This window comes from Sphingobium sp. Cam5-1 (genome assembly GCF_015693305.1).
In the GTDB taxonomy this organism is placed as follows: Bacteria; Pseudomonadota; Alphaproteobacteria; order Sphingomonadales; family Sphingomonadaceae; genus Sphingobium.
The window spans coordinates 2,047,725-2,074,021 of the sequence record NZ_CP065138.1 but is presented as its reverse complement, the minus strand read 5'-3'; the positions used below and the strand labels follow the sequence as shown (position 1 = coordinate 2,074,021).

Sequence of the window (26,297 nt, the reverse complement as noted above, 5' to 3'; positions counted from 1 at the left end):
GCCTCATGCCTCGATCGCGCTCAGCAGCGGGTTTTCGGCGCGCGCCTGCTCAGCGGCCTGCGCCTGACCTTCGGCGCGGGCGATATAGCCTTTCGACTTCTCGACCTCGGCCGTCAGCGTGTTCACCGTCGTCTTCATATTCTCCAGCGCTTTGGCCTTGAACGTGTCGATATTGTCCATCGTGTCGTAGATATTCTGGAAAGCGCGTTGCAGCGTTGCGATGGGGATCGTGCTGGACGCGGCCTGCTCATGGATTTGCGCCGTCTGGTTCTTCAGCATCTCACCGGTCGAATCGATCATGTTCGCCGTGGTCGTGTTGAGCGCCGTGATCTGTTCGAGGACCAGCTTCTGTCCCGCGAGCGCCTGCGCCACGGTGACGGCGGTGCGCAGCGCGGCGACAGTGGTGGTGCTGGCGCGATCGACGCCCTTTACCAGCTCGACATTGTTCTTCTTGACGAGGTCGAGCGCGAGATAGCCCTGCACCGTCACGGCCATCTGCGTCAGCAGGTCCTGTGTGCGCTGGCGAATGTAGAAGAGCGCGCTTTCCCGGATCGCCTTGGCCTTGGCGGGGTCGGCGGAGTCGAGTTCCAGCGCCTTGGCCTCCAGCCGCGCGTCGAGCGTCTTGGAGATGTGGATCATCTGCTCCAGACGGCCCATGGTCGCCCACATATTCTGCCGCTCGACGTCAATGGCGGCATTGTCCTTGATCAGCACGTCCTTGCCGCTGGCAAGGGAGCCTAGGATCGAGTTGATGTGGCCCTGCGCACTTTTGTATCCGTCGAAATAGTCGCGCAGCTTGTTGCCAAAGGGGATGATGCCGAACAGCTTCTTGGGCGCGAGCAGGCTCCCGCGCTTGCCGGGGTCGAGATCCTCGACCGTGCGGCGCAGCTCAGCAAGGTCCGCGCCCACCTTGTTGTCGCTGTCCATCGCGCGCACGGGACGATCGAGGAAGCGGTTGGAATGGCCCGCCGCCTCGGCAATTTCCTTGCGGCCCATATTTGTCAGCTGGTCCACCCGCTGTCCGAACTCCGGCGAGTTGGCGTCCTGCGCAACGAGATCGGCGATGAAGCCATCGACCTTCTCGTCCAGCTTGGAGCGCTTTTCCTCATCGAGCGGCACGAGACCCGCGGCCTTTTCCGGCGCGACCGGCGGCACCGGATCAGGCGGCGTCAAGTTGAGCGTGTCGGCTGTCGCCGTGGTGGGGGCGGTGCTGGCCATAACGTCTCCTTCAAGCTGTTATATGTAACTATAACAGTGGTGCTTCAATGCGGAATATGGTCCCGCGTTCCGGCCGATGCAAATGCGCCCCTCGCCCTTGCCGCAACGCATCATTTCCTGTAGGGGCGCGCGCGATACTCTGGTCAGGCGTGGTGCCGGCCGGGAAAACCAAAAATCCCGAAGGCAGATGCATGTCCCTGCGTAATATCGCGATCATCGCGCACGTTGACCATGGCAAGACCACCTTGGTCGACCAACTTTTCCGCCAGTCCGGCACCTTCCGCGACAACCAGCGCGTGGAAGAGCGTGCGATGGATTCCAACGACCTCGAAAAGGAACGCGGCATCACCATTCTGGCGAAGCCCACTTCGGTCGAATGGAACGGCACCCGCATCAACATCGTCGACACGCCCGGCCACGCTGACTTCGGCGGCGAGGTGGAGCGCATCCTCTCGATGGTCGATGGCGTCATCCTGCTGGTCGATTCGTCGGAAGGCGCGATGCCCCAGACCAAGTTCGTGACCGGCAAGGCGCTGGCGCTGGGCCTCAAGCCCATCGTCGTCGTCAACAAGGTCGATCGTCCCGACGAGCGCATCCAGGAAGTGCTGGACGAAGTGTTCGACCTGTTCGTGACGCTTGAAGCTAATGACGAACAGCTCGACTTCCCCGTCCTCTATGCCTCGGGCCGTAATGGCTATGCCAGCGAAGACCCGCAGCGCCGCGAAGGCACGCTGGAGCCGCTGTTCCAGAAGATCGTCGATCATGTGCCGCCGCCGTCGCTGGAGCAGGACGCGCCGTTCAGCTTCCTGGTGACGCTGCTCGACCGCGACAACTTCCTCGGCCGCATCCTCACTGGTCGCGTCCAGTCGGGCACGGTCAAGGTGAACCAGGCGATCCACGCGCTCGACATGGACGGCAAGGTGATCGAAACCGGCCGCGCGTCGAAGATCATGTCGTTCCAGGGCCTTGACCGCGTGCCGGTCGATGAAGCCAAGGCGGGCGATATCATCAGCCTTGCGGGCCTCACCGTCGCGACCGTCGCCAACACCATCTGCGACACGTCGGTCACCGTACCGATCCAGGCGCAGCCGATCGATCCGCCGACGCTGTCGATGCGCTTTGCCGTTAACGATTCGCCGATGGCGGGCCGCGAAGGCAGCAAGGTGACGAGCCGCATGATCCGCGACCGTCTCGCGCGCGAAGCCGAATCCAACGTCGCGATCAAGGTCACGGAAAGCGACGATAAGGACAGCTTCGAAGTCGCTGGCCGTGGCGAATTGCAACTGGGCGTTCTTATCGAAACCATGCGCCGCGAAGGCTTTGAACTGGGCATCTCGCGTCCGCGCGTGCTGTTCGGCGAAGACGAGAATGGCAACAAGACCGAGCCGTATGAAACCGTCGTCATCGACGTGGACGATGAATTTTCCGGCACGGTCGTGGATAAGATGAACATCCGCAAGGCCGAGATGACCGACATGCGCCCCTCGGGCGGCGGCAAGACCCGCATCACCTTCTCCGCCCCGTCACGCGGCCTCATCGGCTATCATGGCGAATTCCTGTCCGACACGCGCGGCACCGGCATCATGAACCGCTTGTTCGAGAAATATGGCCCCCACAAGGGCAAGATCGAAGGCCGCAAGAACGGCGTCCTCATCTCGAATGGCGCGGGCGAAGCCAATGCCTATGCGCTGGGTCCGCTGGAAGAACGCGGCATCCTGTTCGTCGGTGTCGGCGAAGCGCTCTACGAAGGCATGGTGATCGGCGAGAATGCCAAGCCCGAAGACCTTGAAGTCAATCCGATGAAGTCGAAGGCGCTCACCAACTTCCGCGCCAGCGGCAAGGATGACGCCGTCCGCCTGACCCCGCCCAAGAAGATGACGCTGGAGCAGGCGATCGCCTATATTGACGATGATGAAATGGTCGAAGTGACGCCCAAGAACATCCGGCTGCGCAAGCGCTACCTCGATCCGAACGAGCGCAAGCGAATGGCGCGCGCCAAGGCGGCTTGATGCAAAAAGGCCGGTGTCGAAGGACACCGGCCTTTTTCATTATGGGGTTCGGTCTGACGCTGGCGGTTGGGCCAAAGGCTCATCGGGTCGCGCGAAGGAAGCTACTACCGCCCGTCTATGAATTAAGTTATACTTAACCCATGGGGGACACACGCTTAATCGCGCTGGCAGCTATGCTGTCCGCGTTCATCGCATCGGCGCCGCTTACGGCTCAGACGCCTCGGCCCGGCACTTTGGAAACCTACAAGGACTGGACCATCGGTTGCGACAATCGCAGCCGGTGCGAAGCCGTGTCCTTGTTGCCGGAAGGCGCCGACTGGCCGGACAAGCCGGTCATGCTGAGCATTCAGCGGGACGCCGGTGGCGCGTCCGAGCCGGAAATCTCGATGAGCCGCGACGCAAAGGGGCAGGAAGAGGTCAGTTTCCTGGTCGATGGCCGGAAAATCGCGACGACGGCCAGCAGGGATGGGGAAGCCCAGCTGCAAGGACCGCAGGCGTCGGCGCTTGCCATCGCCATGGCGCGGGGGTCGAAGCTGGAGCTACGGTCGGCTGGCACGCTGATCGCGCGCCCCTCACTGGCCGGTGCCGCCGCCGCCATGCGCTATATGGATGCAAGGCAGGGACGCGCGGGCACGATGGCGGCGCTGGTCGCCACAGGTCCGCTGGCGGCCAGCGCCGTGCGTGCCGCGCCGCCGATGGTTACGATAAGGCGGGCGCCCATCCCGGCTGGCGCCGCTCCGGTGACGCTGTGGCGCGAGGAACTGGCGGCGCTTGGCAAGTTCACTGCCTGCGCCGACGAGATGCGCGACGCCTCCCCGCCGGAGCTTTACCGCCTCTCCCGAACCGAGACGCTGGTGCTGGTTCCCTGCGGCGCGGGCGCTTATAACTTTTCCGCAGTCCCGGTGATCGCGACCGGCATTCCGGGACGGCGCAGCTTCCGCTACGCGTCCTTCGACTATCAACCGGGGTGGAGCGAGAATGCGGCCAAGCCCATGCTGGTCAACGCATCCTGGACTCCCGAAAGCGCGTCGCTGGAAAGCTATGCCAAGGGCCGGGGCCTGGGCGATTGCGGCAGCAGCGAAAGCTATGTCTGGGACGGCGTCAGGTTCCGGCTGGCCTCCGCCAGCGCCATGGGCGAATGCCGTGGTGCGTGGCACTGGATCACCACCTGGTCGGCAAAGGTCGTGCAATAGGATTGCGGCGCCTTTGACGCACGCCTCTTAGCGAGAGGCGCCGGGAACCCATTTGATGTCGTCTGCGCCATTACCATTCAGGCGTCGGGCAAGGACGAAGAGCAGGTCGGACAGCCGATTGAGATAGGCGAGCGCCTGAGGGTTGAGCGCAACTTCCGTCGCAGCCGCCGTAGCGCTGCGTTCGGCCCGGCGCGTGATGGCGCGGGCGAGATGGACGGCGGCTGCGGCTGGCGACCCGCCGGGCAGGATGAAGCTGTCCAGCGGTTGCAAATCGGCGTTCATGGCATCGATCTGATCTTCCAGCCGCTTGACCTGCGTAGCGATGATCCGCAGCGCCCAGGGCACGTCCTGCCCATCCGGCACGGGGGTCGCGAGGTCTGCGCCCAGATCGAACAGATCATTCTGGATCGTCGTCAGCCATTCTGCTTCGGGCCGTTCGCCAATGGCCAGGATGGCAAGGCCGATCGCGCTGTTCGCTTCATCGACATCGCCGACCGCCTGCATGCGCGGCGCATGTTTGGGCAGGCGCGATCCGTCCACAAGGCCGGTCGTGCCCGCGTCGCCGGTGCGGGTGTATATCTTGTTGAGCTTCACCATTAGGGGATCAGCCGTTGCCCTTCATCAGCAACAGGATGGCGACGATGATGACAGCCGCTGCCTGAAACAGGATGCGGTTCATCATCATCTTGTTCTGCTTGAGGCTGGAAGGGCTGGGCGTGCCCTCCGGCGCGTTCAGCTGCTCCTTCGTTGTCTGAAGAAAGGCGATGATGCCCCGGATCAACGCAAAGAGCGTCGCGGCCATGGCAAGGATGAGGGCGATGACGAGAACGGTATTCATGGGCTGAATCTATGACTTCGCCAGTGAAATGCCAACCGGAAAGCGCGCCCCGCGCAGATCGGCGGCTAGGGCGGCGGGATCGACGCCCTGCGCGCGCAGGTCCGCAAGGGCGATCGAACCATCACGCTTGGCAAGACGCTTGCCGTCCGCGCCGACGAGCAGCGGATGGTGACAATAGACGGGCGTCGGCAAGTCGAGCAGCGCCTGAAGCAGCCGATGCACGTGCGTCGCGGCAAACAGGTCTTCCCCGCGCAGCACATGGGTCACGCCCATCGCGGCATCATCGAGGGTGCAGGAAAGATGGTAGCTTGCGGGTGCATCCTTGCGGGCGAGGACGACATCGCCTGCGGGCTGAGGCCTTGCTTCTATCATTTGTTCCCGAAGGGGCAGCGCGGAGGTGGGGAGGGACGCAGACTTCCAATACAGTTCCCTCGCGGCCGCAACCGCCTTCGCCATATCCAATCGCCATGCATGGGGTTCGCCCGCCGCGATCCGCCGTTCGCGCTCGGACGGAGGCAATGCGCGACAGGTGCCCGGATAAACAGGCCCCTCTGGCCCGTGCGGCGCGCTGGTGCTGGCCGCGATGTCGGCGCGGGTGCAAAAGCAGGGGTAGAGAAGGTCCATCTGCCGCAACCTTTCCAGCGCGGCTTCATAATGATCAAGCCGGTCGGACTGAAAAGCGATCTCACCATCCCACGCCACCCCCAACCAGTTGAGGTCCTCCACGATGCCTGCGACATGCTCGGGGCGGCTGCGGGTGCCGTCGATATCCTCGATGCGGAGGTGAAACGAGCCGCCATTGGCGCGGGCAAAATCCATGGCCAGCAATGCCGACCAGCCATGGCCGATATGCAGCCTGCCGGTTGGGCTGGGAGCGAAGCGCGTTACCACATGCTGTGGCGGTGAGGATTGGATCATACAGGCCCTTGACGGGTCGGGGTGGTTAATGCTGTCATGTTGCCGTCACGTTCCTGATCAATCAGAAACCTGGCAAATGGGGGTTCGAGGGTTCTTATGTACCATCCCGACCTGATACGACATCCGGAAAACTGTCCGGCGCTGGTCCTGAACGCGGACTATACGCCGTTAAGCTATTATCCGCTCAGCCTTTGGCCCTGGCAAACCGCTATCAAGGCGGTTTTTTTGGAACGGGTGGACATCGTCGCCAGCTATGAGCGGGAGGTGCACAGCCCCAGCTTGCAGATGAAGATCCCCTCCGTGATCGCGCTCAAACAATATGTGAGGCCATCGGAACATCCCGCCTTCACCCGGTTCAACCTGTTCCTGCGCGACCGCTTCACCTGCCAATATTGCGGGTCGCCCAGTGACCTGACCTTCGACCATGTCGTCCCCCGTCGCGCGGGTGGACGGACGACCTGGGAGAATGTGGCCACGGCATGCTCGCCCTGCAATCTGCGAAAGGGCGGGCGCACGCCGAAGGAAGCGGGCATGCGCCTGCATGTCACGCCGATCCGGCCGACAAGCTGGCAGTTGCAGGAACATGGCCGCGCCTTTCCGCCCAACTATCTGCATGAAAGCTGGCGCGACTGGCTGTACTGGGATGTCGAACTGCTGGCCTGAAAGCCTACAAGCCCGTCAGCTAAGGCCGGGAATCCAGTCCAGATCCATATCCTTGTGCCGATTGGTATAATGGCCAATCTCTTCCAGCCTCGCCATGTTCAGCAAGGTGATGCGACCGTTCGCCCGGCTGATCAGCCCTTCCTGCTCCATTTGCCGCACCATGCGGTTCACATGGACCGACGTCAGCCCGATGGCGTCGCCGATTTCCTCCTGCGTCAGCTTCAGGTCGAAACTGTCGGTAACGCCGTCATCCGTGACGCGCAGCCGATCGAAAATGTCGAGCAGGAAGGATGCGACGCGCGCCTTGGCCGACGTGCGCCCCAACGATGCGAGCCGATCGGTGAGGGCGACCTTTTCCGAACTGGACAGCAGAAACAATAGCGCCGCGACCCTGGGATATTCCTCCAGCAACCGGCGCAAGGCATGCTTGTCGAACGGGCAGACAATGGCGTCGGACAGCGCGACGAGCGATTCGGGCGCCTTGTTGTAGATCGTGCTGGCGGAACCAATGAAGTCACCAGGGAAATAGACGCGCAAAATCTGGCGGCTACCATCGGGCAGGATGACGAAGCTCATCACCCGCCCTTCACGCAACACGAACAATTCGGTCACGGTATCATTGACGCGCTGGATCATGGCTCCGCGCTTTATCTTACGCGGATTTTCCTCCAGCCTGGTCAGCGCGTTCCTCTCCTCGTCGGACAAGGGCACGTGCTTTGCGAGCCTGTCCGCGAAACAACCTGTCGCCACCCACAGCACCTTTATCAAATTTGTCGTTACGGTGGCAAAACGCCCCTTTCGCCTTTTGGCTGCATTTGCGGGCCGCGCACTAAACTCGATCAATTTCAGCGACCCGAAAGTGCAAATGTTTCGCGAGCCTATTCCGGGAAGCACTGTCGCGTTAACCGCAATGATCGCTCGCGCCTTGCGCCAGACGCAATTAGCGTTAAGACCCAGCCGATGGACCGCATTCAAATACGCGGCGGCAAAAAGCTCAGCGGCCGCCTTCCCATCTCCGGCGCCAAGAACGCCGCGCTGACCCTGCTGCCTTGCGCGCTGCTCACGGATGAGCCGGTCACGTTGCGCAACCTGCCGCGTCTGGCGGACGTCGACAGCTTTGGTCACCTGCTGAACCAGCTAGGCGTATCCACCATGATCGAAGGCGCGCGGCCGGAAGATTTCGGGCGCGTGATGACGATGCGCGCGGGACGGGTCACATCGACCGAGGCGCCCTATGACATCGTGCGCAAGATGCGGGCGTCGATCCTGGTGCTCGGCCCCTTGCTCGCCCGCGCGGGTGAAGCGCGGGTTTCGCTGCCCGGCGGCTGCGCCATCGGCAACCGGCCGATTGACCTGCACCTGAAGGCGCTGGAGGCGTTTGGCGCGGTGATAGAGATCAACGCGGGCTATGTGCGCGCCTCCTTGCCCGATGGTGGGTTGCCGGGAGGCATCTACACATTCCCAGTGGTGTCTGTGGGCGCCACGGAAAATGCCCTGATGGCCGCCGTCCTCGCAAAGGGCACCTGCGTGCTGGAAAATGCCGCGCGTGAACCGGAAATTGTCGATCTGTGCAAATTGCTCATCGCGATGGGCGCGGATATCGAAGGCGTTGGGACCGACAAGCTGATCATCCACGGTCGCGACCGGCTGCATGGCGCTACCTACAGCGTCATGCCCGACCGGATCGAGGCAGGCAGCTACGCATGCGCGGCGGCGATCACCGGCGGCTCGCTGGAACTGGCGGGTGCCTGCGCCGATGACATGCACGCCATTCTCGCCGCACTTCGCGATGCGGGTGTTCAGGTCGATGAGCTGAAGGACGGCATCAGAGTGTCGGCGGACGGCAAGCTGAAGCCGCTGACATTGTCTACCGCGCCCTTCCCGGCATTCCCGACGGACATGCAGGCGCAGTTCATGGCCATGTTGACCAAGGCCGACGGCGCATCAGTGTTGACCGAAACCATCTTCGAAAACCGCTACATGCATGTGCCCGAACTGGCGCGCATGGGGGCGGACATCGGGGTTAACGGCCGCACCGCAGTCGTGCGGGGCGTCGACCGTCTGGTGGGCGCGCCCGTGATGGCGACCGATCTGCGCGCGTCGATGAGCCTTATTCTCGCCGGGCTTGCCGCCGAAGGGGAGACGCAGGTCAATCGCGTCTACCATCTTGATCGGGGCTATGAGCGGCTGGAAGAAAAATTGTCGGCCGTGGGCGCGGATATCGAACGGGTCAGCGATGGCTGACGGCAGGGGGCTGGAGACGGATCGCGCGGCCGTGCTTGCGCGCTATGATCTGGATGCCGGCGGCTTTCAGACGCTGGACCAGATAACCGACTTCGCCTCCGCGCTTTGCGAAGCGCCGATCGCTCTGGTCAGCATCGTCGAGGACGAACGCCAACGCTTCCTGGCTCGCACGGGACTGGATGCGGAAGAAACGCCGCGTGATGTCTCCTTCTGCGCCCATGCCATGCAGGATGGCGCGATCTTCGTCGTGCCGGACGCCAGTGCCGATCCGCGCTTCGCGGCGAATTCCCTGGTGACCGGCCCGCCGCATATCCGTTTCTATGCCGGGGCGCCCTTGCTCAATGGCGAAGGCGTGCCGCTGGGCGCCCTGTGCATCATCGATGACAAGCCGCGGGGCGACCTCACATTGCTTCAGCGTCAGGGCCTTTCCCTGCTCGCGCGCCAGGTGATGATGGAACTGGAAGGCCGCCGTCGCGATCAGGATATCATCGCCCAGCAGGTCAAGGATGCCGAGGCGGTGGCGGAAAGCGACCGGCTGTTCCGCACATTGGCCGACACCATGCCGCAAATGGTCTGGTCCACGCTGCCCGATGGCTATCATGATTATTATAACGCGCGCTGGTATGAATATACCGGCGCGGCCGAACATTCGACGGATGGCGACGGCTGGAACGGCAACTTTCACCCGGACGACCGCGAACGCGCATGGAAGTGCTGGCGTCATTCGCTGAAAACCGGCGAGCCTTATGAGATAGAATATAGGTTGCTCCATCACAGCGGTGAATATCGTTGGACGCTGGGCCGCGCTCTGCCGATCCGCGATGATGAAGGCCGCATTACGCGGTGGATCGGCACCTGCACGGAAATTCACGAGCAGAAGCTGATGATGGAGGAGCGCGAGATTATCGCGCACGAACTGTCACACCGGATCAAGAATATCTTTTCGGTGATCGCGGGGCTGATCGGGCTATCGGCGCGTCAGGACCCGGCGATCCGCGCGGTGGCGGATGATTTGCGCGACCGGATCATGGCGCTGGGGCGCGCGCATGACTTCATCCGCCCGCACAGCGCGGAGGGCGACGAATATCTGCGGCACAGTCGCCTGCGCGGTATATTGGAGCAAATCTTCGCGCCCTACAGGGATGCGGGGGAAAGCCGCATCGTATTTTCCGGCGAAGATCCCGCGATCGATGACCGATCGGCCACGCCGATCGCGCTGCTTTTCCATGAACTGGCGACCAATGCGGCCAAATATGGCGCGCTTTCGGTGCCTTCAGGGCGTGTCCATATCGACGTCCGGCATGAGGACGCGGACATCTGCATCGAATGGCGGGAAGAAGGCGGCCCGCCGGTAAAGCCGTCGAGCCGGGAAGGCTTTGGCAGCCGCCTCATGGCGCTCAGTGCCGAACGGCAATTGGGTGGAAGGATGCAACGCGACTGGCGGCCCGAAGGGCTGGTGATCAGCCTGTGGATTCCATCCCGTTCCATGAGCCGGGCCGTGGCTGAAATGGCGTGAAGCCGTAAATATCGGCTGTCACCAAATCCCTTTGTTCAGACGCTGCGAGGCGAAGGGTTTCGGCAATGCTGTGCGGGCGAAACGGCTTGGTTATGACGCCCAGCGCGGCTTCGGCCGCGACACCGATCTGCGCGGGATTGGCGGTGACATAGATCACCCGAACGCCATATCGGGCGGCAAGCTCCATGCCGATGCCCGGCCCGGTAGGCCCGTCGCGCAGGTTCAAATCCACCAAAGCGATATCGCAGTCATTGGCGGCCATAAGGGCGCTTTCGCGGTCGGCGGCAATGGCGCTGACCGCGAAACCCGCGTCCTCCACAATCTGCTCGATTTCCAGTGCGACGAAAATTTCGTCCTCGACGATTAGAACCTTTTTATTCATGCCTCAGCCCGCGAAACTGGACCCGATAATGTCCAGTCCGCCATCTGGTTCCGCAACAATCGAAAAAAGTCAGGAAGACGCAGCGTCTTCCTGGTTCGTCCAGAGCGTATCGAACGTGGTTCCCTGCATCAGCAGGACGCTGGCGGGGTAGCCACCATCCCCGGCCTTGCGCGCCGTTTCGGTCGCGTTTTCGACAGCGGCGTCACGGGTGGCGAAGGGGCCATAATAGCGGTTGTCGAGATTGATCTTCCAGACGCCCTCATGTTCCAGGACGATGTAGCGGGCATGGGGCAGGGACATGGGTTTAGAGTACCTCCGTATTATAATGATGCCAGGCCATGATCGCGGCGGCGCCCCTATGGGGCCGCCACCGTTCGGCAAGCGCCCGCGTCTCGCGCTCGCTGGGTCGTTCGGGCAGGCCAAGGATGCGGCCCACCTCGATCTGTACGGCGAGGTCGCCCGCAGGCCAGATGTCGGGCCGACCTTCGGCGAACAGCAGATAGATTTCGGCTGACCAGCGGCCGATGCCCTTGATCTGGGTGAGGAGGGCAATCGCCTCCTCATCATCCTCTGGCAGGGCATGCAGGTCAATCTGCCCGCTGGTGACCAGTTCAGCGAGGCTCCGGGCATAGCCCTGCTTCTGACGGGACAGGCCGCAGGCGCGGAGCGCGTCGAGATCGCGGGAGAGCAGCTGTTCCGGCGCGCATCCCTCGCCCAGTTCCGCCTCCAGCTTGCGCCAGACGGCGGCGGCCGACGCTACGCTCACCTGCTGACCGACGATGGTGCGCAGCAGCGTCTCGTAGCCCGGCTCCCGCACGCGCGGCAGGGGATAGCCGACCCGCGCTAACGCAGCGGCAAAACCGGGTTCGAGGTCGGCGATCGCGTCCAGGCTTTCGCGCAGCTGTTCCGGGGTGGTGACCATGCTCTGCTTGTTTCCGGCTCTTGATTTATCGGCGCCCCCGCCTATGAGCGGCGGTGGAAAATTTTGGGATCGAGGTACATGCCTAAACTGATAGTGGTCAACCGTGCGGGTGAAGAGCAGGCTGTCGAGGGCGACAGCGGCCTGTCCGTGATGGAAGTCATCCGTGACAACGGCTTTGACGAGCTTCTGGCGCTGTGCGGCGGTTGCTGCTCCTGCGCCACCTGCCATGTCTATGTCGATCCCGCCTTCGCGGACAAGTTGCCTGCACTGAGCGAAGACGAAAACGACCTGCTCGACAGTTCCGATCATCGCAATGAGAGCAGCCGCCTGTCGTGCCAGCTGGTGATGAACGACGATCTGGACGGCCTGCGCGTCACCATCGCGCCGGAAGACTGATCCTCTCGATCGGGGCGCCCGTTACCGGCTGACGCGCAGCGTCGCCATGGGCGCCTCGCTCGTCAGCGGGGTGATCCGCCAGACGATCCGCTTGCCCGCGGTGGTGCTTTGCGCGCCATCCTCCTGATTCTGGCTGACGATTTCCGCGTTGGTGGTCAGCGTGAAGTGGCCGTCGAGCGCCTTTGACGCATCCTCTCCCGATCCGCTTTGCCCCATGGGTTCGCGGCTCTTGTCGAACCCGTTGGAATAGCCCGGAGCCTTCACACGTACCCTGTCGTCGCCGCGCAACTCGATCGCAACGAACGGCAGGACGATTTCCGCGTCGCTGTTGAAGGGGAAGAGGAAGCTGTGGGTCAGCCGCCCGCTGATCGCATAGTCGATCTCGAACCGATGGTTGCCCATATAGCGGGCGGAGCGAAAGCCCTTCTCCTTCGAAAGGGCAGTGGCGATCGCCTGCATTTGCGCCTCGTCCCCGGAACCGCTGCCACCGCCAAATCCTTCTTCATGCCCCTTCTGCATCGCGGTTTTGTGAAGAGCGCTGTCCTTCTTTTCCGGGGAACCGTCGCCGATGGGATCATCGCCGGGCGTGCTGGAGGAGGAGCCAAGTCCCTTCATCTCGGACGACAATATCTCGCCCTTATAAGTGAAGCTGAACTGCCGGTCGGCCCGGATGTCGAGGGTCGATTCGAACTTGCCCGGCGTCACGAGACAGGCGCCCAGCATCAGGCAGCAGGCTAAAGCGCCAGCGGTGCGAAGAAATGCGGCCATGTCGTCCCCCGTTCCCATGCGCCATGGAAGGCGCACCTTTGTGGCCCCGTTACCGGCTCGCGGCGGCGTACAGGGCGATCGCAGCCGCGTTGGAGACGTTCAGGCTCTCCATGCGCGGGCTGATCGGCAGTTTAGCCAAAATATCGCAATGGGCCATGCTGTTGTGGCGCAGCCCTTCACCCTCCGCGCCCAGCACCAAGGCAACACGCGATTCGCCTATAGCGTCGCCCAATGTCGTATCGGCCTCACCATCCAGGCCAATGCGCCAATATCCCGCCTCGGCAATCTCATCGAGCGCGCGCGCAAGGTTCACCACGCGCACCCACGGCACGATTTCCAGCGCGCCGGACGCGGAGCGAGCCAGCACGCCCGATTCAGGCGGCGCATGCCTGTCCTGCGTCACGATGCACAGCGCGTCGAACGCCGCCGCCGACCGAAGGATCGCGCCCACATTATGCGGATCGGTCACCTGATCGAGCACCAGCACGGGCCGCTTGTCGTCCTGACCCGCTTCCAGTGCGTCGCCAAGCCATACGTCATCCAGCGGCTCAACCTCCGCGACGATGCCCTGGTGCGGCGCGTCCGAAGGCACCATGCGGCCAAGGTCCGCCACATCGGCATAGACGATGGGCAGCACTGGCGGCAGGTCCAGCGCATTGAGCGCGTCGCGCGTGCCCCAGATTTTCCGGACCACCCGGTTCGGATTGGCGAGAGCTGCGATGACGGCATGCCGCCCGTAGAAGCGGGGGAAGTTGCCCTTGGGCTTTGCGCTGCGATGTCCTTTTTTCATGGAAGTGCTCTTTTCACATCCGGCCATTGACAGGCAAGCCTCCATTCGCCATTGAGCGCGCCTCCAGCGTGGTAAAGGCAGTTTTGCCCGCCGCGTCAGGGCACTGGACAGGTGGCCGAGTGGTTAAAGGCAGCAGACTGTAAATCTGCCCGGGTTTCCCGTACGCTGGTTCGAATCCAGCCCTGTCCACCACCCCTACAGCCTATTTGGCTTTTGGGCGCGCCGCCTCTTTCGGGTTTCCGGCTCGCGTGCCTTTCACCCGAGCCCGCCTGAAATAAGGAACGCTGGTCATGGCGTGGCTTGTGCTTGGCATTGCTATATTCACTGAAATTTGCTGGGCGCTCAGCCTTAAATGGGCGGCGACCGTCGGCAGTTGGCAGGCGTCGGCCGTGCCGATCGCCTTGAGCTTCCTCAATATGGGCCTGTTGGCGCTCGCGATGAAGGGCATTCCTGCGGGAACCGCCTATGCGATCTGGACCGGCCTTGGCGCCGTCGGCGTCATCATCGGTGGCATGATCCTGTTCGGCGATCGCGTCGCCCCTGTACAGGCCGGTTTCATGGCGCTGATCGTCATCGGCGTCATGGGGACGAAGCTGTTCGCCCCCACCTGATCGCGCGGCGGCACCATATGGCGGAGCCGGGCGTTGGCGCGGCAACAATCATCCGTTACGCTGCTGCGCAATGACCATCGACCGTCGCGCCTTCCTGGCTGCCGCCCTGTCCGGCTCCGTCGCCTTTCCCTTCGCGCACCGGGCGCTCGCCCAAACGGAAGTGGAGCGCGTCGATGCCCTGATCGCCCGCATGACGGTGGAGGAAAAAGCGGGCCAGATGACCTGCCTCACCGACAGCTTCCGCCCCTATAACCCGCCCAATCCCCAAGTCGGCATCCAGGATGAAAAGCGGCTGGCCGAAGAGGTGCGCAAGGGCCGGGTAGGGTGCCTGTTCAACGGCATCGGCGTGGCAGGCGCCCGCCGCGCGCAGGACATCGCCGTCAAGGAAAGCCGTCTTGGCATCCCCTTGTTGCTGGCGGGCGACGTCATCCATGGGCTAAAGACCATCTTTCCCGTGCCATTGGCGGAGGCCGCGAGCTTCGACCCCGCCCTTGCCGAACGCACCGCCCGTGCCATGGCGCAGGAGGCAAGCGCGGCGGGCCTGCATCTGACCTTTGCGCCCATGGTGGATGTCGCGCGCGACCAGCGTTGGGGCCGGGTGGTCGAAGGGGCGGGGGAGGATGTCTATCTCGGTAGCCTGTTCGCCGCTGCCCGCGTACGCGGATTTCAGGGGCGCGACCTGCGCCGGGACGATTCGCTGCTCGCCTGCCCAAAACATTTCGCCGCTTATGGCGCGGTCGCGGCCGGCCTTGAATATGGCAGCGTCGATATTTCCGAGGAAACGCTGCGCGAAACCCATCTGCCGCCCTTCGGTTCAGCCTTCGCGGCGGGAGCGCTCACGACCATGGCGGCGTTCAGCGAGATCAACGGCGTGCCCGCCACCGCCGACCGCGAACTGCTCACCGATCTGCTGCGCGGCGAGATGAAGTTCCGGGGCTTCGTCTTTTCCGACTATACAGCTGACGAAGAATTGGTCGCTCACGGCTTTGCGGAGGATGAACGCGACGCCGCGCGCCTCGCCGTGCTAGCGGGTGTCGACATGTCGATGCAGAGCGGCCTCTATATCCGCCACTTGCCCGATCTGGTGAAGAGCGGCGCGGTGCCGATGGGCACGCTCGACGTCGCCGTGCGCCGCATTCTCTATGTGAAGATGGCGATCGGCCTGTTCGACAATCCTTACCGCTCGATCAGCGAAGAGGCGGAAAGAACCCGCATATTTACGCCCGCCCATCGCGCCTTGGCGCGGGAAGCGGCGGGCCGCTCAATCGTGCTGCTCCAGAACAGCGGCGTCCTGCCGATCGATCCTGCCAAGCGCCAGAAGATCGCGCTGATCGGCCCGTTCGGTGAGGATCGGGACAATCTCTACGGCCCCTGGGCCTTTTACGGCGACAAGGGGAAGGGCGTCGACATTGCCGCCGGGCTGCGTGCCGCCATGCCCGACCCTACCCAGCTGAGCATAGCCAAGGGCTGCGACATCATGACGCCGATCGACGGCGGCATCGCTCAGGCGGTCGAGGCGGCAAAGGCTGCCGACATCATCCTGCTCGCCCTCGGCGAATCGCAGGACATGTCGGGGGAGGCGCAATCGCGCACCGTCATCGAACTGCCGCCGCCCCAGCAGGTGCTGGCCGACGCGGTGGCGGCCACCGGCAAGCCTGTCATCGTGCTGCTGCGTCACGGCCGTGCTCTTGCGCTGCATGGATCGGTCGGAAGCGCCCAGGCTGTCCTCGCCACATGGTTCCTGGGATCGGAAGCGGGCCATGCCATCGCCGACATCCTGTTCGGCCGGGTCGATCCTTCCGCCAAGCTGCCGGTCAGCTTCCCCTGGGAATCGGGGCAGGAACCTTTCTTCTACGACCGCAAGTCCACCGGCCGTCCGGTAATCGACAACCGCACCGAATATCGCGCGCGCTACATGACGACGGACAACAGCGCCCGCTATCCCTTCGGCCATGGCCTGAGCTACACCACATTCACCCTCGACAATCTGAAGCTGTCCGACACTGCCCTGCGCTGGGACCGCGCGATCGAGGTGACGGCGCGGCTGACCAACAAGGGCGACCGGCGGGGCAGCGAAGTGGTGCAACTCTATATCCGCGATCGCGTGGCCAGCCGTACCCGTCCCGTGCGCGAGTTGAAGCGAATCGAGCGTGTCACGCTCGGGCCGGGAGAGAGCAAGACGGTGCGCTTCTCCCTGTCTCGCAGCGATCTGCAATTCGTCGGATCGGGCAATCGCATCATTGCCGAACCCGGCCTGTTCGACCTCTGGCTCGGGCAATCGTCCGAGGGCGGCCTTCACAGCCAGTTCACTCTCTACGCGGAGGAGACTGCGCCCACGTCCGTCCGATAAGCACCTGACCTCCGCGAGGACCGAACAGGCATTGCGTCCCTCCGCCGCGCTTTCCTACAGGGGCCGATCCATGGCATGGCGCTATCGGCTCTTTCCCACCGTGAAACCCGTCCCCCAAGGGTCCGGGCGTCACTTCGCAAAAATTCTCCTATTGCGAAATCGACGCCACCCGTCCGTACCCACGCAAATGCGTCGGCCACAACGGTGTGAACTTTGCAACGCCTTGCGTGGCTGCAAAACTCCCCGCCCGCACCTTCACCACCTTGCGCGGCTCTGCTACAGGGCGCCCCATGCTGAATATCAGGGACATCACCGTGCGGCTGGGTGGCCGTACCATCATCGACCGCGCCAGTGCCGCACTGCCGCCGCGCAGCCGTGTGGGTTTGATCGGTCGCAACGGCGCGGGCAAGTCCACGCTGATGAAGGTCATGATCGGGCAACTCGACCCCGACGATGGCGGTTGCGACATGCCGCGCGACACGCGCCTTGGCTATATCGCGCAGGAAGCGCCCACCGGGACGGCGACGCCCTTCGAAACCGTGCTGGCCGCCGACAAGGAACGCGCCGCCCTGATGGCGGAGAGCGAAGCGACCCATGATCCCGATCGCCTCGGCCATATTTACGAGCGGCTGATGGCGATCGACGCCTATACCGCGCCCGCTCGGGCAGCCCGCATTCTCGTGGGCCTTGGCTTTGACGAAGAAATGCAGGGACGTCCGCTCGACAGCTACTCGGGCGGCTGGAAGATGCGCGTCGCGCTCGCCGCGCTGCTCTTTTCCGAGCCTGACCTGCTGCTGCTCGACGAACCCAGCAACCACCTCGATCTTGAAGCGACGATGTGGCTGGAAAGCTTCCTCAAAAATTATCGCGGCACCGTGGTTGTGATCAGCCATGAGCGCGACCTGCTCAACAATGTGGTCGATTATATCCTGCATCTGGAAGGCGGGAAGATCACCCTTTATCCCGGCGGTTACGATGCGTTCGAACGGCAGCGCGCCGAACGCCTGGCCCAGCAGGAGGCCGCGCGCGTAAAGCAGCAGGCCGAGCGCGAGAAGTTGCAGGACTATGTCGCCCGCAACTCCGCCCGCGCCTCGACCGCCAAGCAGGCCCAGTCGCGCGCCAAGGCGCTGGCGAAGATGCAGCCCATCGCCGCCGCGATCGAGGACCCGTCGCTGTCCTTCGCATTCCCCAGCCCGCCCGAATTGCGCCCGCCGCTCATCACCATGGACATGGCGGCGGTCGGCTATGGCGACACGCCTGTGCTGCGCCGGGTGAACCTGCGCATCGATCCCGACGACCGGCTGGCGCTGCTTGGCCGCAACGGCAACGGCAAGACCACGCTGGCCCGCCTGATCGCCGCCCAACTGGCGCCGATGGAAGGGGCGATGAACAGTTCGGCCAAGATGAATGTCGGCTATTTCACCCAATATCAGGTGGAAGAACTCGACATCGCCGACACGCCGCTACAACACATGACGCGCGTGATGAAAGGCGCGACGCCGGGCGCGGTCCGCGCGCAGCTTGGCCGCTTCGGCTTTTCGGGCGAGCGGGCTACGCAGCAGGTCGGCTCCATGTCAGGCGGGGAACGCGCCCGGCTCGCGCTGGCGCTGATCACCCGTGACGCGCCGCACCTCCTGATCCTCGACGAACCGACCAACCACCTGGACGTCGACAGCCGCGAAGCGTTGGTGCAGGCGCTCAATGAATATTCGGGCGCCGTCGTCATCGTCAGCCACGACCGCCACATGATCGAGCTGGTGGCCGACCGCCTCGTTCTGGTGGACGGCGGCACGGCCCAGCCCTTCGATGGCAGCCTGGACGATTATACCGACATCATCTTGCGCAAGGCGGATGGCGGCAGCAGCGGCGGGGACGCGCCCAAGGCAGATCGCAAGGCGGAAAAGCGCAACGCAGCCGAATGGCGCGAAAAGCAGAAGAGCCTAAAATCGACAATCAGCAAGGCGGAAAAGGAGATGGCCACGCTTTCCGCCGAACGCAGCCGGATCGATCAGGCGCTGTTCGACCCGAAGGCAGCGACGGGTGCCGAGGCGAAGATGACGACGACCGACCTCATGGTCCGCCGCGCTTCGGTCGAAAAGAAGCTCGAAGCGATCGAGGAAAGCTGGATCGAAGCGAGCGCGGCGCTGGAGGAATTATAAGGGCCTTCAGCCCGCATCGATGCGCAAGCGCGTCAGGCGAATCTCGCTGATGCGCCAGCCGTCGGCCAGCCGCACATAGCGCTCATGATAATGGCCATAGCCATGCATCCAGCGGAAGGGCAGGGGTGAGCCTTCCTGCACCCACAGCTTGTCCTCCATCGCCCAGATGCCGCTGGCTTGGCTGTCCGTTTCGATCTGGATCTCGGGCATATGGCCGTGATGAACGGTTGTGACCTGCTCCAGCATTGGCGCCAGGCGCGCGACATAAGGCGCCGCGCCGTGGATCAGCATGCTCTCGTCCCGCTCCCCGGCGGCGTCGCGGAAATCGGCGATGAGGTCGGGTGCAAAGACTGCCTCCAAGGCCCGCCAATCTTTATTGTCCATGGACCGGAAGTAGCGCGCTTTCAGAGCATATATCGCCAAAGTCGCAGCGAACTTGTCGGTTTCAGTCAAACGTTCCTCTCCCATTTGCCCACGACTTCCTGGCCGTCTGGAAGGAACCCTAACGCAAGGAGGTGCCGCGTTCCAATCGGGCCTTTTGCGGCCGCGCCAACGACGGGTGCGGTTGTGGCCCGCGTAAACCAACGCAGCCGGACATTGCCAAAACAACTGGAGCGCGCCGCGATGTGCGGGCGCGCTCCAGCTTCAAGATTGAGGTGGGCGCGGAGCAGCGCAACCGCTCCACGCCAATCGCGTCAGAACTCACGCAGGATTTCGCGCAGCGTCGTGCCTTCATATTCGGTGCGCACCGCGCCCGCCTTCTGAAGGGCAGGGATGACGCCGTTGACCAGTTCGGGAAGCTGGCGATTGTAACCCGACCCTTCGATCAGGAACCCGTCGCCGCCCACTTCGTCCATGACAGCCATCATCTTTTCGGCAACCTGCTCGGGCGTGCCGCTGAAGTCCATGCCGCTCGCGCCCTGGCCCATGGAGAACAGGTCGCGGATCGATTTTCCTTCTTCCCGTCCAGCCTTCTTCATATGTTCCAGCGCGCTGGTGTGGCCGCCTGCCACAATGTCCTGCGGCACGGGTACGTCGAGGTCATATTGCGAGAAGTCGACATCCAGCGACGACGACGCCATCACGATATTATGCTCGAACGCGGCCTGCTTTTCCGCTTCGGTCATTTCATGCGGTCCCTCGCCTTCCGGATAGATGTTGACCGGGGTGAGGAAGAAGACCTTGATGTCGTCGGGATTGCGGCCCTGCGCTTCGGCGCGGTCCCGAATATCCTGGCGATAGGCTTTCATCCCCGGAACGCCGCCGGTCATCATGCCCAGCACGACTTCGGCATTCTTGGACGAAAACTGGCGGCCACGCTCGGACGCGCCCGCTTGCGCCAGAACCGGATAGCCCTGCGGCGATCGCAGCGTGTTCAACGGCCCGCGCGACCGGAAATGCTTGCCCTCGAAATTGATGGTGTGGACCTTGGTGTGATCGACATAGACGCCGGTTTCGGGGTTCGCGACCAGCGCGCCTTCTTCCCAGCTATCCCACAGCTTCTTGCACAGTTCGACGAACTCATCGGCAATGTCATAGCGCTCGTTCGGTGGCAGCAGTTTCTCCATGCCGAAGTTCAGCGCCGCGTTCTTCTCGCTCGATGTCACCATGTTCCATCCCGCGCGCCCCTTCGTCAGGGAATCGATCGTCGAAAGCAGCCGGGCGAGCAGATAAGGCGGGTAGAAGGTGGTCGAAGCCGTCGCGATCAGGCCGATATGCGACGTGTCTTGCGCCATCACGGGCAACAGCGGCAGGGGATCGAGCTTGGGCGCCAAGGTCGCATTTTTGAGGTCAAGCTCCATGGAACCGGCATAGCGGTCACCCACGATCGTCGTGTCTTCGAAGAAGACGAAGTCGAACTTCGCCGCCTCCAGCATCTTGGCCAATTCCTTGTGATAGGAACCGTCCGCCCACTGCGAGCCAAACTCCTTGCCATCCCCCGGCCAGGACGTCGCGCCGAACTTCGTGAAATAGCCAAGGTGGAACTTCGTGTGGGCCATAGCCTGATACTCTCTCTAAGGTTTATCTCATTAGCTTTTCAAATGGTGGCCAGCCGCGTCCACGGCAGATCATCTGCTGAGACACAACTACCCGGCCATCTGCTCCTAATAGTTGACGAATATCAACCTTTGTCAAGTGGTAGAAATAATTCCGGTTCGAGGCGTTTCAAAAAAGGCAGCGTTTCGAGCATCGCTCGACGCTTCCGCGCTTCCCCGGCGTGCCCGTCTGGCGCACCCTTCACTCGTCCCGGAATGCCCGCGCGAACTGGTTTCTCAAAGGCTTTGTCAGGTAGGAAATCATTGTCCGATTTCCGGTTTCAATGAACAGTTCCGCAGGCATGCCGGGCTTCAGCCTCAGTTCGGGATGTTCCGCGAGTTGCGCCTCATCTATTTCAACCCGCACCGGGTAGAAACTTACCTTGCCCTCGGGGTCAGCCGTCCGGTCGGCAGCCACAAAGGTCACCTTGCCTCTAATTTCCGGCGTGGACGCGTTGTTGAAAGCCGTAAAGCGGATGCGCGCCGCTTGGCCGACGCGCACATGATCGATGTCGGCGGGAGAAACCGCGCCTTCGACCAGCAGCTGATCGCTGTCCGGCACGATCTCCATGATGACCTCTGCGGGCCGCACTACCCCGCCGATCGTGTTGAAGGCCAGCTTGTCGATCACCCCGCCATAGGGAGCCCGAAGCACGCTGCGGTCCTGCGCGTCGATCGCTGACACGCTGCGCATCTGCTGCTGATTCAGGGCTCCGTTCAATTGGGCAAGGTCTGTGCCGGCCTGCGACCGACGGGCCGCGCCCAACTGGATCATCTGCTCCTGCGCTTCGGTGATGCGCGCTTGCGTCTGAGCTATGTCGGCGCGCAATGCGCCGATGCTGCCCTGAAGGTCAACGGCGGTTCGCTCCACCTGATTGAGCCGACTGATAGTGACGAGCCCCTTGTCCCACAGCTGCTTCACGCCCTTGCGTTCTGGCTCGATCAGGACCGCCTGCTGCTCCAGCGCGCGGATTTGCGATTGATACGCGCTGATCTGCTGCCGATGCTGGCGAATGCGCGATTGCAACTGCGCGGCCAGCCCCGCCTGTTCGGACTGCCTTATGTGGAACAACCTGCTTTCATCGGTCATCGCCTGCTGCGCGGCAGGATCATGTCGCATCAGTTCGCTTGGAAAGGCGATGGTATCGGCACCCAGACGCTCCGCCTCCAGCCGGGCGCGCTGCGCCAGCAGCTGATCGACGCTCAGACTGGAATATTCCGCATCCGCTCCGGTAACTCGATCGTCGAAGCGCATCAGCACCTGCCCCTTGCGGACATGGGTGCCGTTTTCGACCAGAATGTCCGCGATCACGCCTCCGGCAGGATGTGCGATCTTCTTGATGTGCGATGCCAGCCCGATATGCCCCGACGCGATCACTGCGCCACCGATCGGGATCAGCGTCCCCGCCACGCCGAACCCCAGGAACAGCAGCGCCATGGCGATCAGAACGGTCTTCAGCTTCTTCTGAACATGCTCGGCCGGATCATAGTCGGCGCCACGATCATCGGCCATGAAGCCGGTGGCAAGATTGACGTTCATCTCACGAATTTCCCGCAGCTGCGCCCTGCATCGCCACGACATTTTCCTGCGCCAGCTTGGGTTTCTGCCGCAGCCGCGCCATTATTTGTGCCGCCGGACCAAATGCCTCCATGCGACCACCGCGCATCACCATGACATGGCTCACCCGCCCGAGCACGTCGGCCCGGTGCGATATCACCACCAGAATTCCTCCACGATTGCGCACCGTTTCGATCGCGGCGGCCAGTGCAGCCTCGCCCTCGCTGTCCAGATTGGAGTTTGGCTCGTCCAGCAATACGAAGAAGGGGTCGCCATATAATGCGCGGGCAAGGCCGATGCGCTGCCGCTGGCCACCGGACAGCGCTTCGCCATCAGCGCCCACGCGGGTGTCATAGCCCTGCGGAAGGCGTGTGATCAGGTCATGCACCGCCGCTGCCTTCGCCGCCGCCAGAACCGCTTCGGATGAAGCGCTAGGATCGAAACGGGCGATATTTTCCGCGATCGTTCCGTCCAGCAGTTCGACCGACTGTGGGAGATAGCCGACAAAGCCGCCGAAATCTTCTGCATTCCATTGGTCCAGCGATGCGCCGTCGAAGCGGATCGTCCCGCGCGCTGGCCGCCAGGCACCGATCAACGCGCGCGCGAGCGAAGATTTGCCCGCTCCGCTGGGGCCAATGACGGCGCAGGCATCTCCCGCGCTCAGCTGAAACTCGACCCCGTTCGCGGTTATCTGCCTGGTTCCGGGCGGCGCGATGGCGAGCTTTTCCACCGATAGCTTTTGCGCGGGCGGGGGCAAGCGCAGCGAAACCTGCGGGGGCGCCGGAACGCGCTTCAGCAACTCCGTCAGGGTGGCCCAGCCGGAGCGGGCGCTCATGAAGCTTTTCCAGTTCGCAATCGCCTGGTCCACGGGTGCCAAGGCGCGGGCCGACAGGATGGACGATGCAAAAATCACCCCCGCGCTTGCCTTGTCATCAAGGACCAGCAAGGCCCCAACGGTCAGGATCATCGATTGAAGCGCCAGCCGCAGCATCTTGCTGAGCCCGCCCAGCGCCGCGCCGGAACGGGCCAGCTTGTTCTGGGCCGCCCCGTACATATTGTTCAACCGGCCCCACCGCTGTTGCATGCGCCCCCGCATACCAAGCGCCGTCAGCAGTTCGACGTGGCGCAAATTGGTTTCAGCCACGTTGTTGCGATAGGCGGACAGCTGTGACAGCTGCCCGGCGGGCTGCTTCATGACGCGGTTGGTGACGAGGGTCAGTGAAAACAGGATGATCGCGCCGATCAGCGTCGTGAAGCCCAGCCAGACATGCAAGGCGAACAACACGCCCAGAAAGAAGATAATCCAGGGCAGGTCGATCATGACAGACGCGCCGCCCGACAGAAAGGCGCGCACATTTTCAAGATCGCGCATCGGGCCAAGGCCGTCGCCTGGCAATTTGTGACCAGCCAGCGCCAGTTGCGATATCGCGCTCTGGACCCGGCCCGACAATTGCTGCTCAAGGGAATTTGCGACATCGGCCAGCATGCCGGATCGCATATTCTCAAAAAATCCCTGGAAGGCGTAGACGATCATGATCAGGATCGCGAGCCCGACCAGCGTCGGGATGGATCGGCTCGGCAGAACCGAGTCATATACCATCATCATGTATAGCGAACTGCCCAGCAGCAGGACGTTAAGTATCGCGCTGACGCACAGGACGACGATGAAGACCTTTTTGTAGCTGCGGACGATGTCCCACAACTCGCCCTCACGTCTCCCCACCGCCATAACCACTTCAACAACCCTTCCGAACGTCGCGGAACTGGAACAGCCACCCCTGCCGCATGCAAAAATGGCCGCGACCGTTCGGGCGGGAGCGGCGGAGTCGAGGCTGCAATCGGCAGGCCGTGCCCGCTATCTCGGCAGACGCGGCCGGACCCGTCACACACTTTGCTTCTGTCCGCATGAAGCATGCCGCGCAGGCTATCGGCCGACGCGGTGCCTCTGAATATCGTCCCATGTCCTTCAGCTTCATCACCACGGACCCGCTGGCCGCTCCCCAGGGTCGACCGGCTGAAATCGCGCGCGCGAAAGAATCGCCCCTCCGTGAAGGCAGGCCATGCAGGGCTGCTGCCCGCCCACACAATGCCCGTGAGGCGAAGCGTTACAAAAGATGGCTGAGAATAGAACGGATCGGGGACCGGCAGGCGCACTTCTGCGCGAGGCGTTAGATGGTGTGCCAACTCTATGGCTTGCTGATCAAGCATCAGGTCGCTTGAGCAATATCGGAAACTCGCGTTGATAACCGCCCAGCGTGCCCGTCGAGGCCGTTTACTAAATCTGAACGCTGATCGGCGATATAGCCTTTGATATAGCTTTAAGGATGCCGCCGCGTGGCGATTTTACGCAGTATCTTTTACCCACTGAAAGCGGTTCGCCGCTTCGGTACGAACCTGTCGAAAGACAGGAAGGGTACGGCTGCCCTGGAATTCGCCATCGTCGCACCGGCTTTGCTCGCGCTGCTGTTCGCGATCCTATACACGATGATGATATATTTGGCGCAACAGATGCTGGAGACCGCGGCTCAAAGCGCAGGGCGCCTGCTGTTGACTGGCTCAGCCCAAACGACCCAGATGGCCAATGGGCACATGGGCATGACGTCCGATGACTTCAAAGACGCCATCTGCAATGGGTATTCCGGCACCAATTCGAGCGGGCAAGCCGTCAGCGTTCCCTCGCTCCTGCCGGCGATGCTCACCTGCTCGCGGCTAACGGTCAACGTTGCCACCGCAACCAGCTATAATGTGGGCAGCACTTCCGCGCCGACATTCACGTATGACAGCAATGGCGTGCTGACCTCGACAGGGACGGGCTATATCTACCAGTCGGGCGGTAGCGGCAAAAACCGCATCGTCGTTCTCCAGTTGGTGTATCTGTGGCCGACAGGAAAAGGGCCGCTAGGCTTGAACCTGATAAATCAGCCCAATGCCAATCGGAAGCTTGTGGCAACGTCGGTGTTCACGACGGAAGATTATTCATGCAACGCATCGCAAAGCTCATGCTGAAGCGCTTCACGCAGGATGCGCGCGGCGCAGTCATCGTGGAATTCGCGCTCTGTTTGCCGGTGTTCGTGCTTATGTACACGGGCGGGGTGTGCCTGTCGGACATGATTGCCTGCAACCGCAAGGTCACCATCGCGACCCGTTCGCTGGTCGATCTCACCAGCCGAACCATGTCTCCCACGGTCGTCTACAACGCGCCGCAGAGCGCCAATGCAAAATCCTATCTCAGCGCCAGTGCGGTGGTCCTGTCGCCTTACAAGCTCAACAACGCGACCGAGCAGGTCTCGCTGCTTCGGATCTGCGACGCCACCCATGCCTATGTCGTATGGACCCAGGCACAGACGCAGAATGTCGATGGCAGCGTCGTCACGCCCACAACTTCAGAACATACTGCCGGTACGCTTCCAACTGTCGAGGCGCAGTCGGCTAATGCCGTCATCTCGATCCCGGCCGATATGATCAATTCTACTATGGTGCCGACCTCACCGGACGGATCGAATGTCTGTCAGAATCTTGTTCCCGGCGTCGCCAACAAGACCCAGGTCGGTACTGCCGGAGGCTGGCTGTACATGGGCAAGATCACTTACAATTTCACGCCATCGGTCAGTTATATACCTATCCGGACCACGGCGCTCACCCACACCATCTACATGACTCCTCGTCTTTACTAGGTGCTTGACCGATGACAAAATCCTCTTGTCTCCGTTCTTCGGCAGCGATGGC

Annotated in this window: 26 protein-coding genes and 1 tRNA gene; 13 read left to right on the top strand and 14 right to left on the bottom strand. The window is 62.7% G+C overall.

Annotated features, from left to right (window positions below; all coding sequences use genetic code 11):
- Window positions 1–3: 3 nt before the first annotated feature.
- The gene (locus IZV00_RS10320) at window positions 4–1,218 is read right to left on the bottom strand and encodes a toxic anion resistance protein (RefSeq protein ID WP_196224567.1); all 1,215 of its coding nucleotides are present in this window, start codon (window positions 1,216–1,218) and stop codon (window positions 4–6) included.
- 191 nt (window positions 1,219–1,409) lie between these two features.
- On the opposite strand from IZV00_RS10320, the gene typA reads away from it, so the two are divergent.
- Complete coding sequence (gene typA / locus IZV00_RS10315; protein WP_196224566.1) at window positions 1,410–3,227, top strand: translational GTPase TypA; 1,818 nt, start codon at window positions 1,410–1,412, stop codon at window positions 3,225–3,227.
- A gap of 140 nt (window positions 3,228–3,367) precedes the next feature.
- On the top strand, window positions 3,368–4,420 hold the full coding sequence (locus IZV00_RS10310; RefSeq protein WP_196224565.1) for a DUF1176 domain-containing protein: 1,053 nt from the start codon (window positions 3,368–3,370) through the stop codon (window positions 4,418–4,420).
- Window positions 4,421–4,447: 27 nt separating this feature from the next.
- On the opposite strand, the gene IZV00_RS10305 is transcribed toward IZV00_RS10310, so the two are convergent.
- Genes IZV00_RS10305 through gluQRS form a run of 3 tightly spaced genes read right to left on the bottom strand, consistent with a single transcriptional unit; the run spans window position 4,448 to window position 6,176 of the window.
- Window positions 4,448–5,017, bottom strand: coding sequence for a cob(I)yrinic acid a,c-diamide adenosyltransferase (locus tag IZV00_RS10305; protein ID WP_196224564.1), 570 nt, complete (start codon window positions 5,015–5,017; stop codon window positions 4,448–4,450).
- Between the two features lie 7 nt (window positions 5,018–5,024).
- Window positions 5,025–5,258 (bottom strand): twin transmembrane helix small protein, encoded by a 234-nt coding sequence (locus IZV00_RS10300; protein ID WP_196224563.1) that lies wholly within the window; start codon window positions 5,256–5,258, stop codon window positions 5,025–5,027.
- A gap of 9 nt (window positions 5,259–5,267) precedes the next feature.
- Window positions 5,268–6,176, bottom strand: coding sequence for a tRNA glutamyl-Q(34) synthetase GluQRS (gene gluQRS / locus IZV00_RS10295; RefSeq protein WP_196224562.1), 909 nt, complete (start codon window positions 6,174–6,176; stop codon window positions 5,268–5,270).
- Window positions 6,177–6,272: 96 nt separating this feature from the next.
- Here gluQRS and IZV00_RS10290 point away from each other — a divergent pair, with 96 nt between their 5' ends.
- Window positions 6,273–6,839 carry an HNH endonuclease gene (locus IZV00_RS10290; protein WP_196224561.1) on the top strand — a complete coding sequence of 189 codons (567 nt, stop codon included), beginning with the start codon at window positions 6,273–6,275 and terminating at the stop codon, window positions 6,837–6,839.
- A 15-nt stretch (window positions 6,840–6,854) separates the two neighbouring features.
- Here the strand turns inward: IZV00_RS10290 and IZV00_RS10285 are convergent, their stop codons facing one another.
- Window positions 6,855–7,550: a Crp/Fnr family transcriptional regulator gene (locus IZV00_RS10285; protein WP_230463365.1), complete on the bottom strand. Its 696-nt coding sequence runs from the start codon at window positions 7,548–7,550 to the stop codon at window positions 6,855–6,857.
- Between IZV00_RS10285 and IZV00_RS21210 the strand changes: the two genes are divergently transcribed.
- From IZV00_RS21210 to IZV00_RS10275, 3 genes are read left to right on the top strand one after another with little or no spacing between them, the layout of a single operon-like run.
- On the top strand, window positions 7,459–7,878 hold the full coding sequence (locus tag IZV00_RS21210) for a hypothetical protein (protein ID WP_230463382.1): 420 nt from the start codon (window positions 7,459–7,461) through the stop codon (window positions 7,876–7,878). The genes IZV00_RS10285 and IZV00_RS21210 overlap by 92 nt on opposite strands.
- Window positions 7,800–9,083 (top strand): UDP-N-acetylglucosamine 1-carboxyvinyltransferase, encoded by a 1,284-nt coding sequence (gene murA, locus IZV00_RS10280; RefSeq protein ID WP_196224560.1) that lies wholly within the window; start codon window positions 7,800–7,802, stop codon window positions 9,081–9,083. The genes IZV00_RS21210 and murA overlap by 79 nt, the downstream gene beginning before the upstream one ends.
- Window positions 9,076–10,599, top strand: coding sequence for a sensor histidine kinase (locus IZV00_RS10275; RefSeq protein ID WP_196224559.1), 1,524 nt, complete (start codon window positions 9,076–9,078; stop codon window positions 10,597–10,599). Before murA ends, IZV00_RS10275 begins: the two co-directional genes overlap by 8 nt.
- On the opposite strand, the gene IZV00_RS10270 is transcribed toward IZV00_RS10275, so the two are convergent.
- The 3 genes from IZV00_RS10270 to IZV00_RS10260 form a co-directional block, all read right to left on the bottom strand.
- Window positions 10,544–10,981 (bottom strand): response regulator, encoded by a 438-nt coding sequence (locus tag IZV00_RS10270; protein WP_196224558.1) that lies wholly within the window; start codon window positions 10,979–10,981, stop codon window positions 10,544–10,546. The genes IZV00_RS10275 and IZV00_RS10270 overlap by 56 nt on opposite strands.
- Window positions 10,982–11,050: 69 nt before the next feature.
- Window positions 11,051–11,281, bottom strand: a complete 231-nt coding sequence (locus IZV00_RS10265) for a DUF2188 domain-containing protein (RefSeq protein WP_196224557.1) — start codon at window positions 11,279–11,281, stop codon at window positions 11,051–11,053.
- A gap of 4 nt (window positions 11,282–11,285) precedes the next feature.
- The gene (locus IZV00_RS10260) at window positions 11,286–11,903 is read right to left on the bottom strand and encodes a DNA-3-methyladenine glycosylase family protein (RefSeq protein ID WP_196224556.1); all 618 of its coding nucleotides are present in this window, start codon (window positions 11,901–11,903) and stop codon (window positions 11,286–11,288) included.
- Between the two features lie 78 nt (window positions 11,904–11,981).
- On the opposite strand from IZV00_RS10260, the gene IZV00_RS10255 reads away from it, so the two are divergent.
- On the top strand, window positions 11,982–12,299 hold the full coding sequence (locus IZV00_RS10255; protein ID WP_196224555.1) for a 2Fe-2S iron-sulfur cluster-binding protein: 318 nt from the start codon (window positions 11,982–11,984) through the stop codon (window positions 12,297–12,299).
- 21 nt (window positions 12,300–12,320) lie between these two features.
- Here the strand turns inward: IZV00_RS10255 and IZV00_RS10250 are convergent, their stop codons facing one another.
- Window positions 12,321–13,067, bottom strand: a complete 747-nt coding sequence (locus IZV00_RS10250) for a hypothetical protein (RefSeq protein ID WP_196224554.1) — start codon at window positions 13,065–13,067, stop codon at window positions 12,321–12,323.
- Window positions 13,068–13,116: 49 nt separating this feature from the next.
- Window positions 13,117–13,857 carry a 23S rRNA (guanosine(2251)-2'-O)-methyltransferase RlmB gene (gene rlmB / locus IZV00_RS10245; RefSeq protein ID WP_196224553.1) on the bottom strand — a complete coding sequence of 247 codons (741 nt, stop codon included), beginning with the start codon at window positions 13,855–13,857 and terminating at the stop codon, window positions 13,117–13,119.
- A gap of 105 nt (window positions 13,858–13,962) precedes the next feature.
- On the opposite strand from rlmB, the gene IZV00_RS10240 reads away from it, so the two are divergent.
- The 4 genes from IZV00_RS10240 to IZV00_RS10225 all read left to right on the top strand — a co-directional run bounded on the left by IZV00_RS10240 (window position 13,963) and on the right by IZV00_RS10225 (window position 18,977).
- Window positions 13,963–14,049 (top strand) — tRNA-Tyr (locus IZV00_RS10240).
- 98 nt (window positions 14,050–14,147) lie between these two features.
- Window positions 14,148–14,468 carry a DMT family transporter gene (locus IZV00_RS10235; protein ID WP_196224552.1) on the top strand — a complete coding sequence of 107 codons (321 nt, stop codon included), beginning with the start codon at window positions 14,148–14,150 and terminating at the stop codon, window positions 14,466–14,468.
- A 70-nt stretch (window positions 14,469–14,538) separates the two neighbouring features.
- Window positions 14,539–16,818, top strand: a complete 2,280-nt coding sequence (locus IZV00_RS10230; protein ID WP_196224551.1) for a glycoside hydrolase family 3 N-terminal domain-containing protein — start codon at window positions 14,539–14,541, stop codon at window positions 16,816–16,818.
- A gap of 290 nt (window positions 16,819–17,108) precedes the next feature.
- Window positions 17,109–18,977 (top strand): ABC-F family ATP-binding cassette domain-containing protein, encoded by a 1,869-nt coding sequence (locus tag IZV00_RS10225; protein ID WP_196226607.1) that lies wholly within the window; start codon window positions 17,109–17,111, stop codon window positions 18,975–18,977.
- Window positions 18,978–18,983: 6 nt separating this feature from the next.
- Here IZV00_RS10225 and IZV00_RS10220 read toward each other — a convergent pair whose 3' ends face one another.
- From IZV00_RS10220 to IZV00_RS10205, 4 genes are all read right to left on the bottom strand, one after another.
- A complete protein-coding gene (locus IZV00_RS10220; protein ID WP_196224550.1) occupies window positions 18,984–19,445 on the bottom strand; it encodes a nuclear transport factor 2 family protein in 462 nt (153 codons plus the stop codon).
- A gap of 227 nt (window positions 19,446–19,672) precedes the next feature.
- Window positions 19,673–20,977 carry an NtaA/DmoA family FMN-dependent monooxygenase gene (locus IZV00_RS10215; RefSeq protein ID WP_196224549.1) on the bottom strand — a complete coding sequence of 435 codons (1,305 nt, stop codon included), beginning with the start codon at window positions 20,975–20,977 and terminating at the stop codon, window positions 19,673–19,675.
- Window positions 20,978–21,215: 238 nt separating this feature from the next.
- Window positions 21,216–22,553 (bottom strand): HlyD family type I secretion periplasmic adaptor subunit, encoded by a 1,338-nt coding sequence (locus IZV00_RS10210; protein ID WP_196224548.1) that lies wholly within the window; start codon window positions 22,551–22,553, stop codon window positions 21,216–21,218.
- Between the two features lies 1 nt (window position 22,554).
- The gene (locus tag IZV00_RS10205; RefSeq protein ID WP_230463364.1) at window positions 22,555–24,300 is read right to left on the bottom strand and encodes a type I secretion system permease/ATPase; all 1,746 of its coding nucleotides are present in this window, start codon (window positions 24,298–24,300) and stop codon (window positions 22,555–22,557) included.
- Window positions 24,301–24,905: 605 nt separating this feature from the next.
- Here IZV00_RS10205 and IZV00_RS10200 point away from each other — a divergent pair.
- Entirely contained in the window at window positions 24,906–25,577 is a 672-nt protein-coding gene (locus tag IZV00_RS10200; protein WP_196224546.1) for a TadE/TadG family type IV pilus assembly protein, read from the top strand.
- On the top strand, window positions 25,550–26,245 hold the full coding sequence (locus tag IZV00_RS10195; protein WP_196224545.1) for a TadE/TadG family type IV pilus assembly protein: 696 nt from the start codon (window positions 25,550–25,552) through the stop codon (window positions 26,243–26,245). The genes IZV00_RS10200 and IZV00_RS10195 overlap by 28 nt, the downstream gene beginning before the upstream one ends.
- Window positions 26,246–26,297 lie beyond the last annotated feature (52 nt).

Excerpts from the sequence above, each read along its gene's own strand:
- gluQRS (WP_196224562.1), bottom strand. The coding sequence starts at position 6,176 with ATGATCCAATCCTCACCGCCACAGCATGTGGTAACGCGCTTCGCTCCC.
- murA (WP_196224560.1), top strand. The coding sequence starts at position 7,800 with ATGGACCGCATTCAAATACGCGGCGGCAAAAAGCTCAGCGGCCGCCTT.
- IZV00_RS10265 (WP_196224557.1), bottom strand. The coding sequence starts at position 11,281 with ATGTCCCTGCCCCATGCCCGCTACATCGTCCTGGAACATGAGGGCGTC.
- IZV00_RS10305 (WP_196224564.1), bottom strand. The coding sequence starts at position 5,017 with ATGGTGAAGCTCAACAAGATATACACCCGCACCGGCGACGCGGGCACG.
- IZV00_RS10210 (WP_196224548.1), bottom strand. The coding sequence starts at position 22,553 with ATGAACGTCAATCTTGCCACCGGCTTCATGGCCGATGATCGTGGCGCC.
- IZV00_RS10310 (WP_196224565.1), top strand. The coding sequence starts at position 3,368 with ATGGGGGACACACGCTTAATCGCGCTGGCAGCTATGCTGTCCGCGTTC.
- IZV00_RS10275 (WP_196224559.1), top strand. The coding sequence starts at position 9,076 with ATGGCTGACGGCAGGGGGCTGGAGACGGATCGCGCGGCCGTGCTTGCG.
- IZV00_RS10195 (WP_196224545.1), top strand. The coding sequence starts at position 25,550 with ATGCAACGCATCGCAAAGCTCATGCTGAAGCGCTTCACGCAGGATGCG.
- IZV00_RS10225 (WP_196226607.1), top strand. The coding sequence starts at position 17,109 with ATGCTGAATATCAGGGACATCACCGTGCGGCTGGGTGGCCGTACCATC.
- IZV00_RS10235 (WP_196224552.1), top strand. The coding sequence starts at position 14,148 with ATGGCGTGGCTTGTGCTTGGCATTGCTATATTCACTGAAATTTGCTGG.
- IZV00_RS10320 (WP_196224567.1), bottom strand. The coding sequence starts at position 1,218 with ATGGCCAGCACCGCCCCCACCACGGCGACAGCCGACACGCTCAACTTG.
- IZV00_RS10220 (WP_196224550.1), bottom strand. The coding sequence starts at position 19,445 with ATGGGAGAGGAACGTTTGACTGAAACCGACAAGTTCGCTGCGACTTTG.
- typA (WP_196224566.1), top strand. The coding sequence starts at position 1,410 with ATGTCCCTGCGTAATATCGCGATCATCGCGCACGTTGACCATGGCAAG.
- IZV00_RS10205 (WP_230463364.1), bottom strand. The coding sequence starts at position 24,300 with ATGGCGGTGGGGAGACGTGAGGGCGAGTTGTGGGACATCGTCCGCAGC.
- IZV00_RS10260 (WP_196224556.1), bottom strand. The coding sequence starts at position 11,903 with ATGGTCACCACCCCGGAACAGCTGCGCGAAAGCCTGGACGCGATCGCC.
- IZV00_RS10270 (WP_196224558.1), bottom strand. The coding sequence starts at position 10,981 with ATGAATAAAAAGGTTCTAATCGTCGAGGACGAAATTTTCGTCGCACTG.
- IZV00_RS10290 (WP_196224561.1), top strand. The coding sequence starts at position 6,273 with ATGTACCATCCCGACCTGATACGACATCCGGAAAACTGTCCGGCGCTG.
- IZV00_RS10255 (WP_196224555.1), top strand. The coding sequence starts at position 11,982 with ATGCCTAAACTGATAGTGGTCAACCGTGCGGGTGAAGAGCAGGCTGTC.
- IZV00_RS10250 (WP_196224554.1), bottom strand. The coding sequence starts at position 13,067 with ATGGCCGCATTTCTTCGCACCGCTGGCGCTTTAGCCTGCTGCCTGATG.
- rlmB (WP_196224553.1), bottom strand. The coding sequence starts at position 13,857 with ATGAAAAAAGGACATCGCAGCGCAAAGCCCAAGGGCAACTTCCCCCGC.
- IZV00_RS10300 (WP_196224563.1), bottom strand. The coding sequence starts at position 5,258 with ATGAATACCGTTCTCGTCATCGCCCTCATCCTTGCCATGGCCGCGACG.
- IZV00_RS10215 (WP_196224549.1), bottom strand. The coding sequence starts at position 20,977 with ATGGCCCACACGAAGTTCCACCTTGGCTATTTCACGAAGTTCGGCGCG.
- IZV00_RS10230 (WP_196224551.1), top strand. The coding sequence starts at position 14,539 with ATGACCATCGACCGTCGCGCCTTCCTGGCTGCCGCCCTGTCCGGCTCC.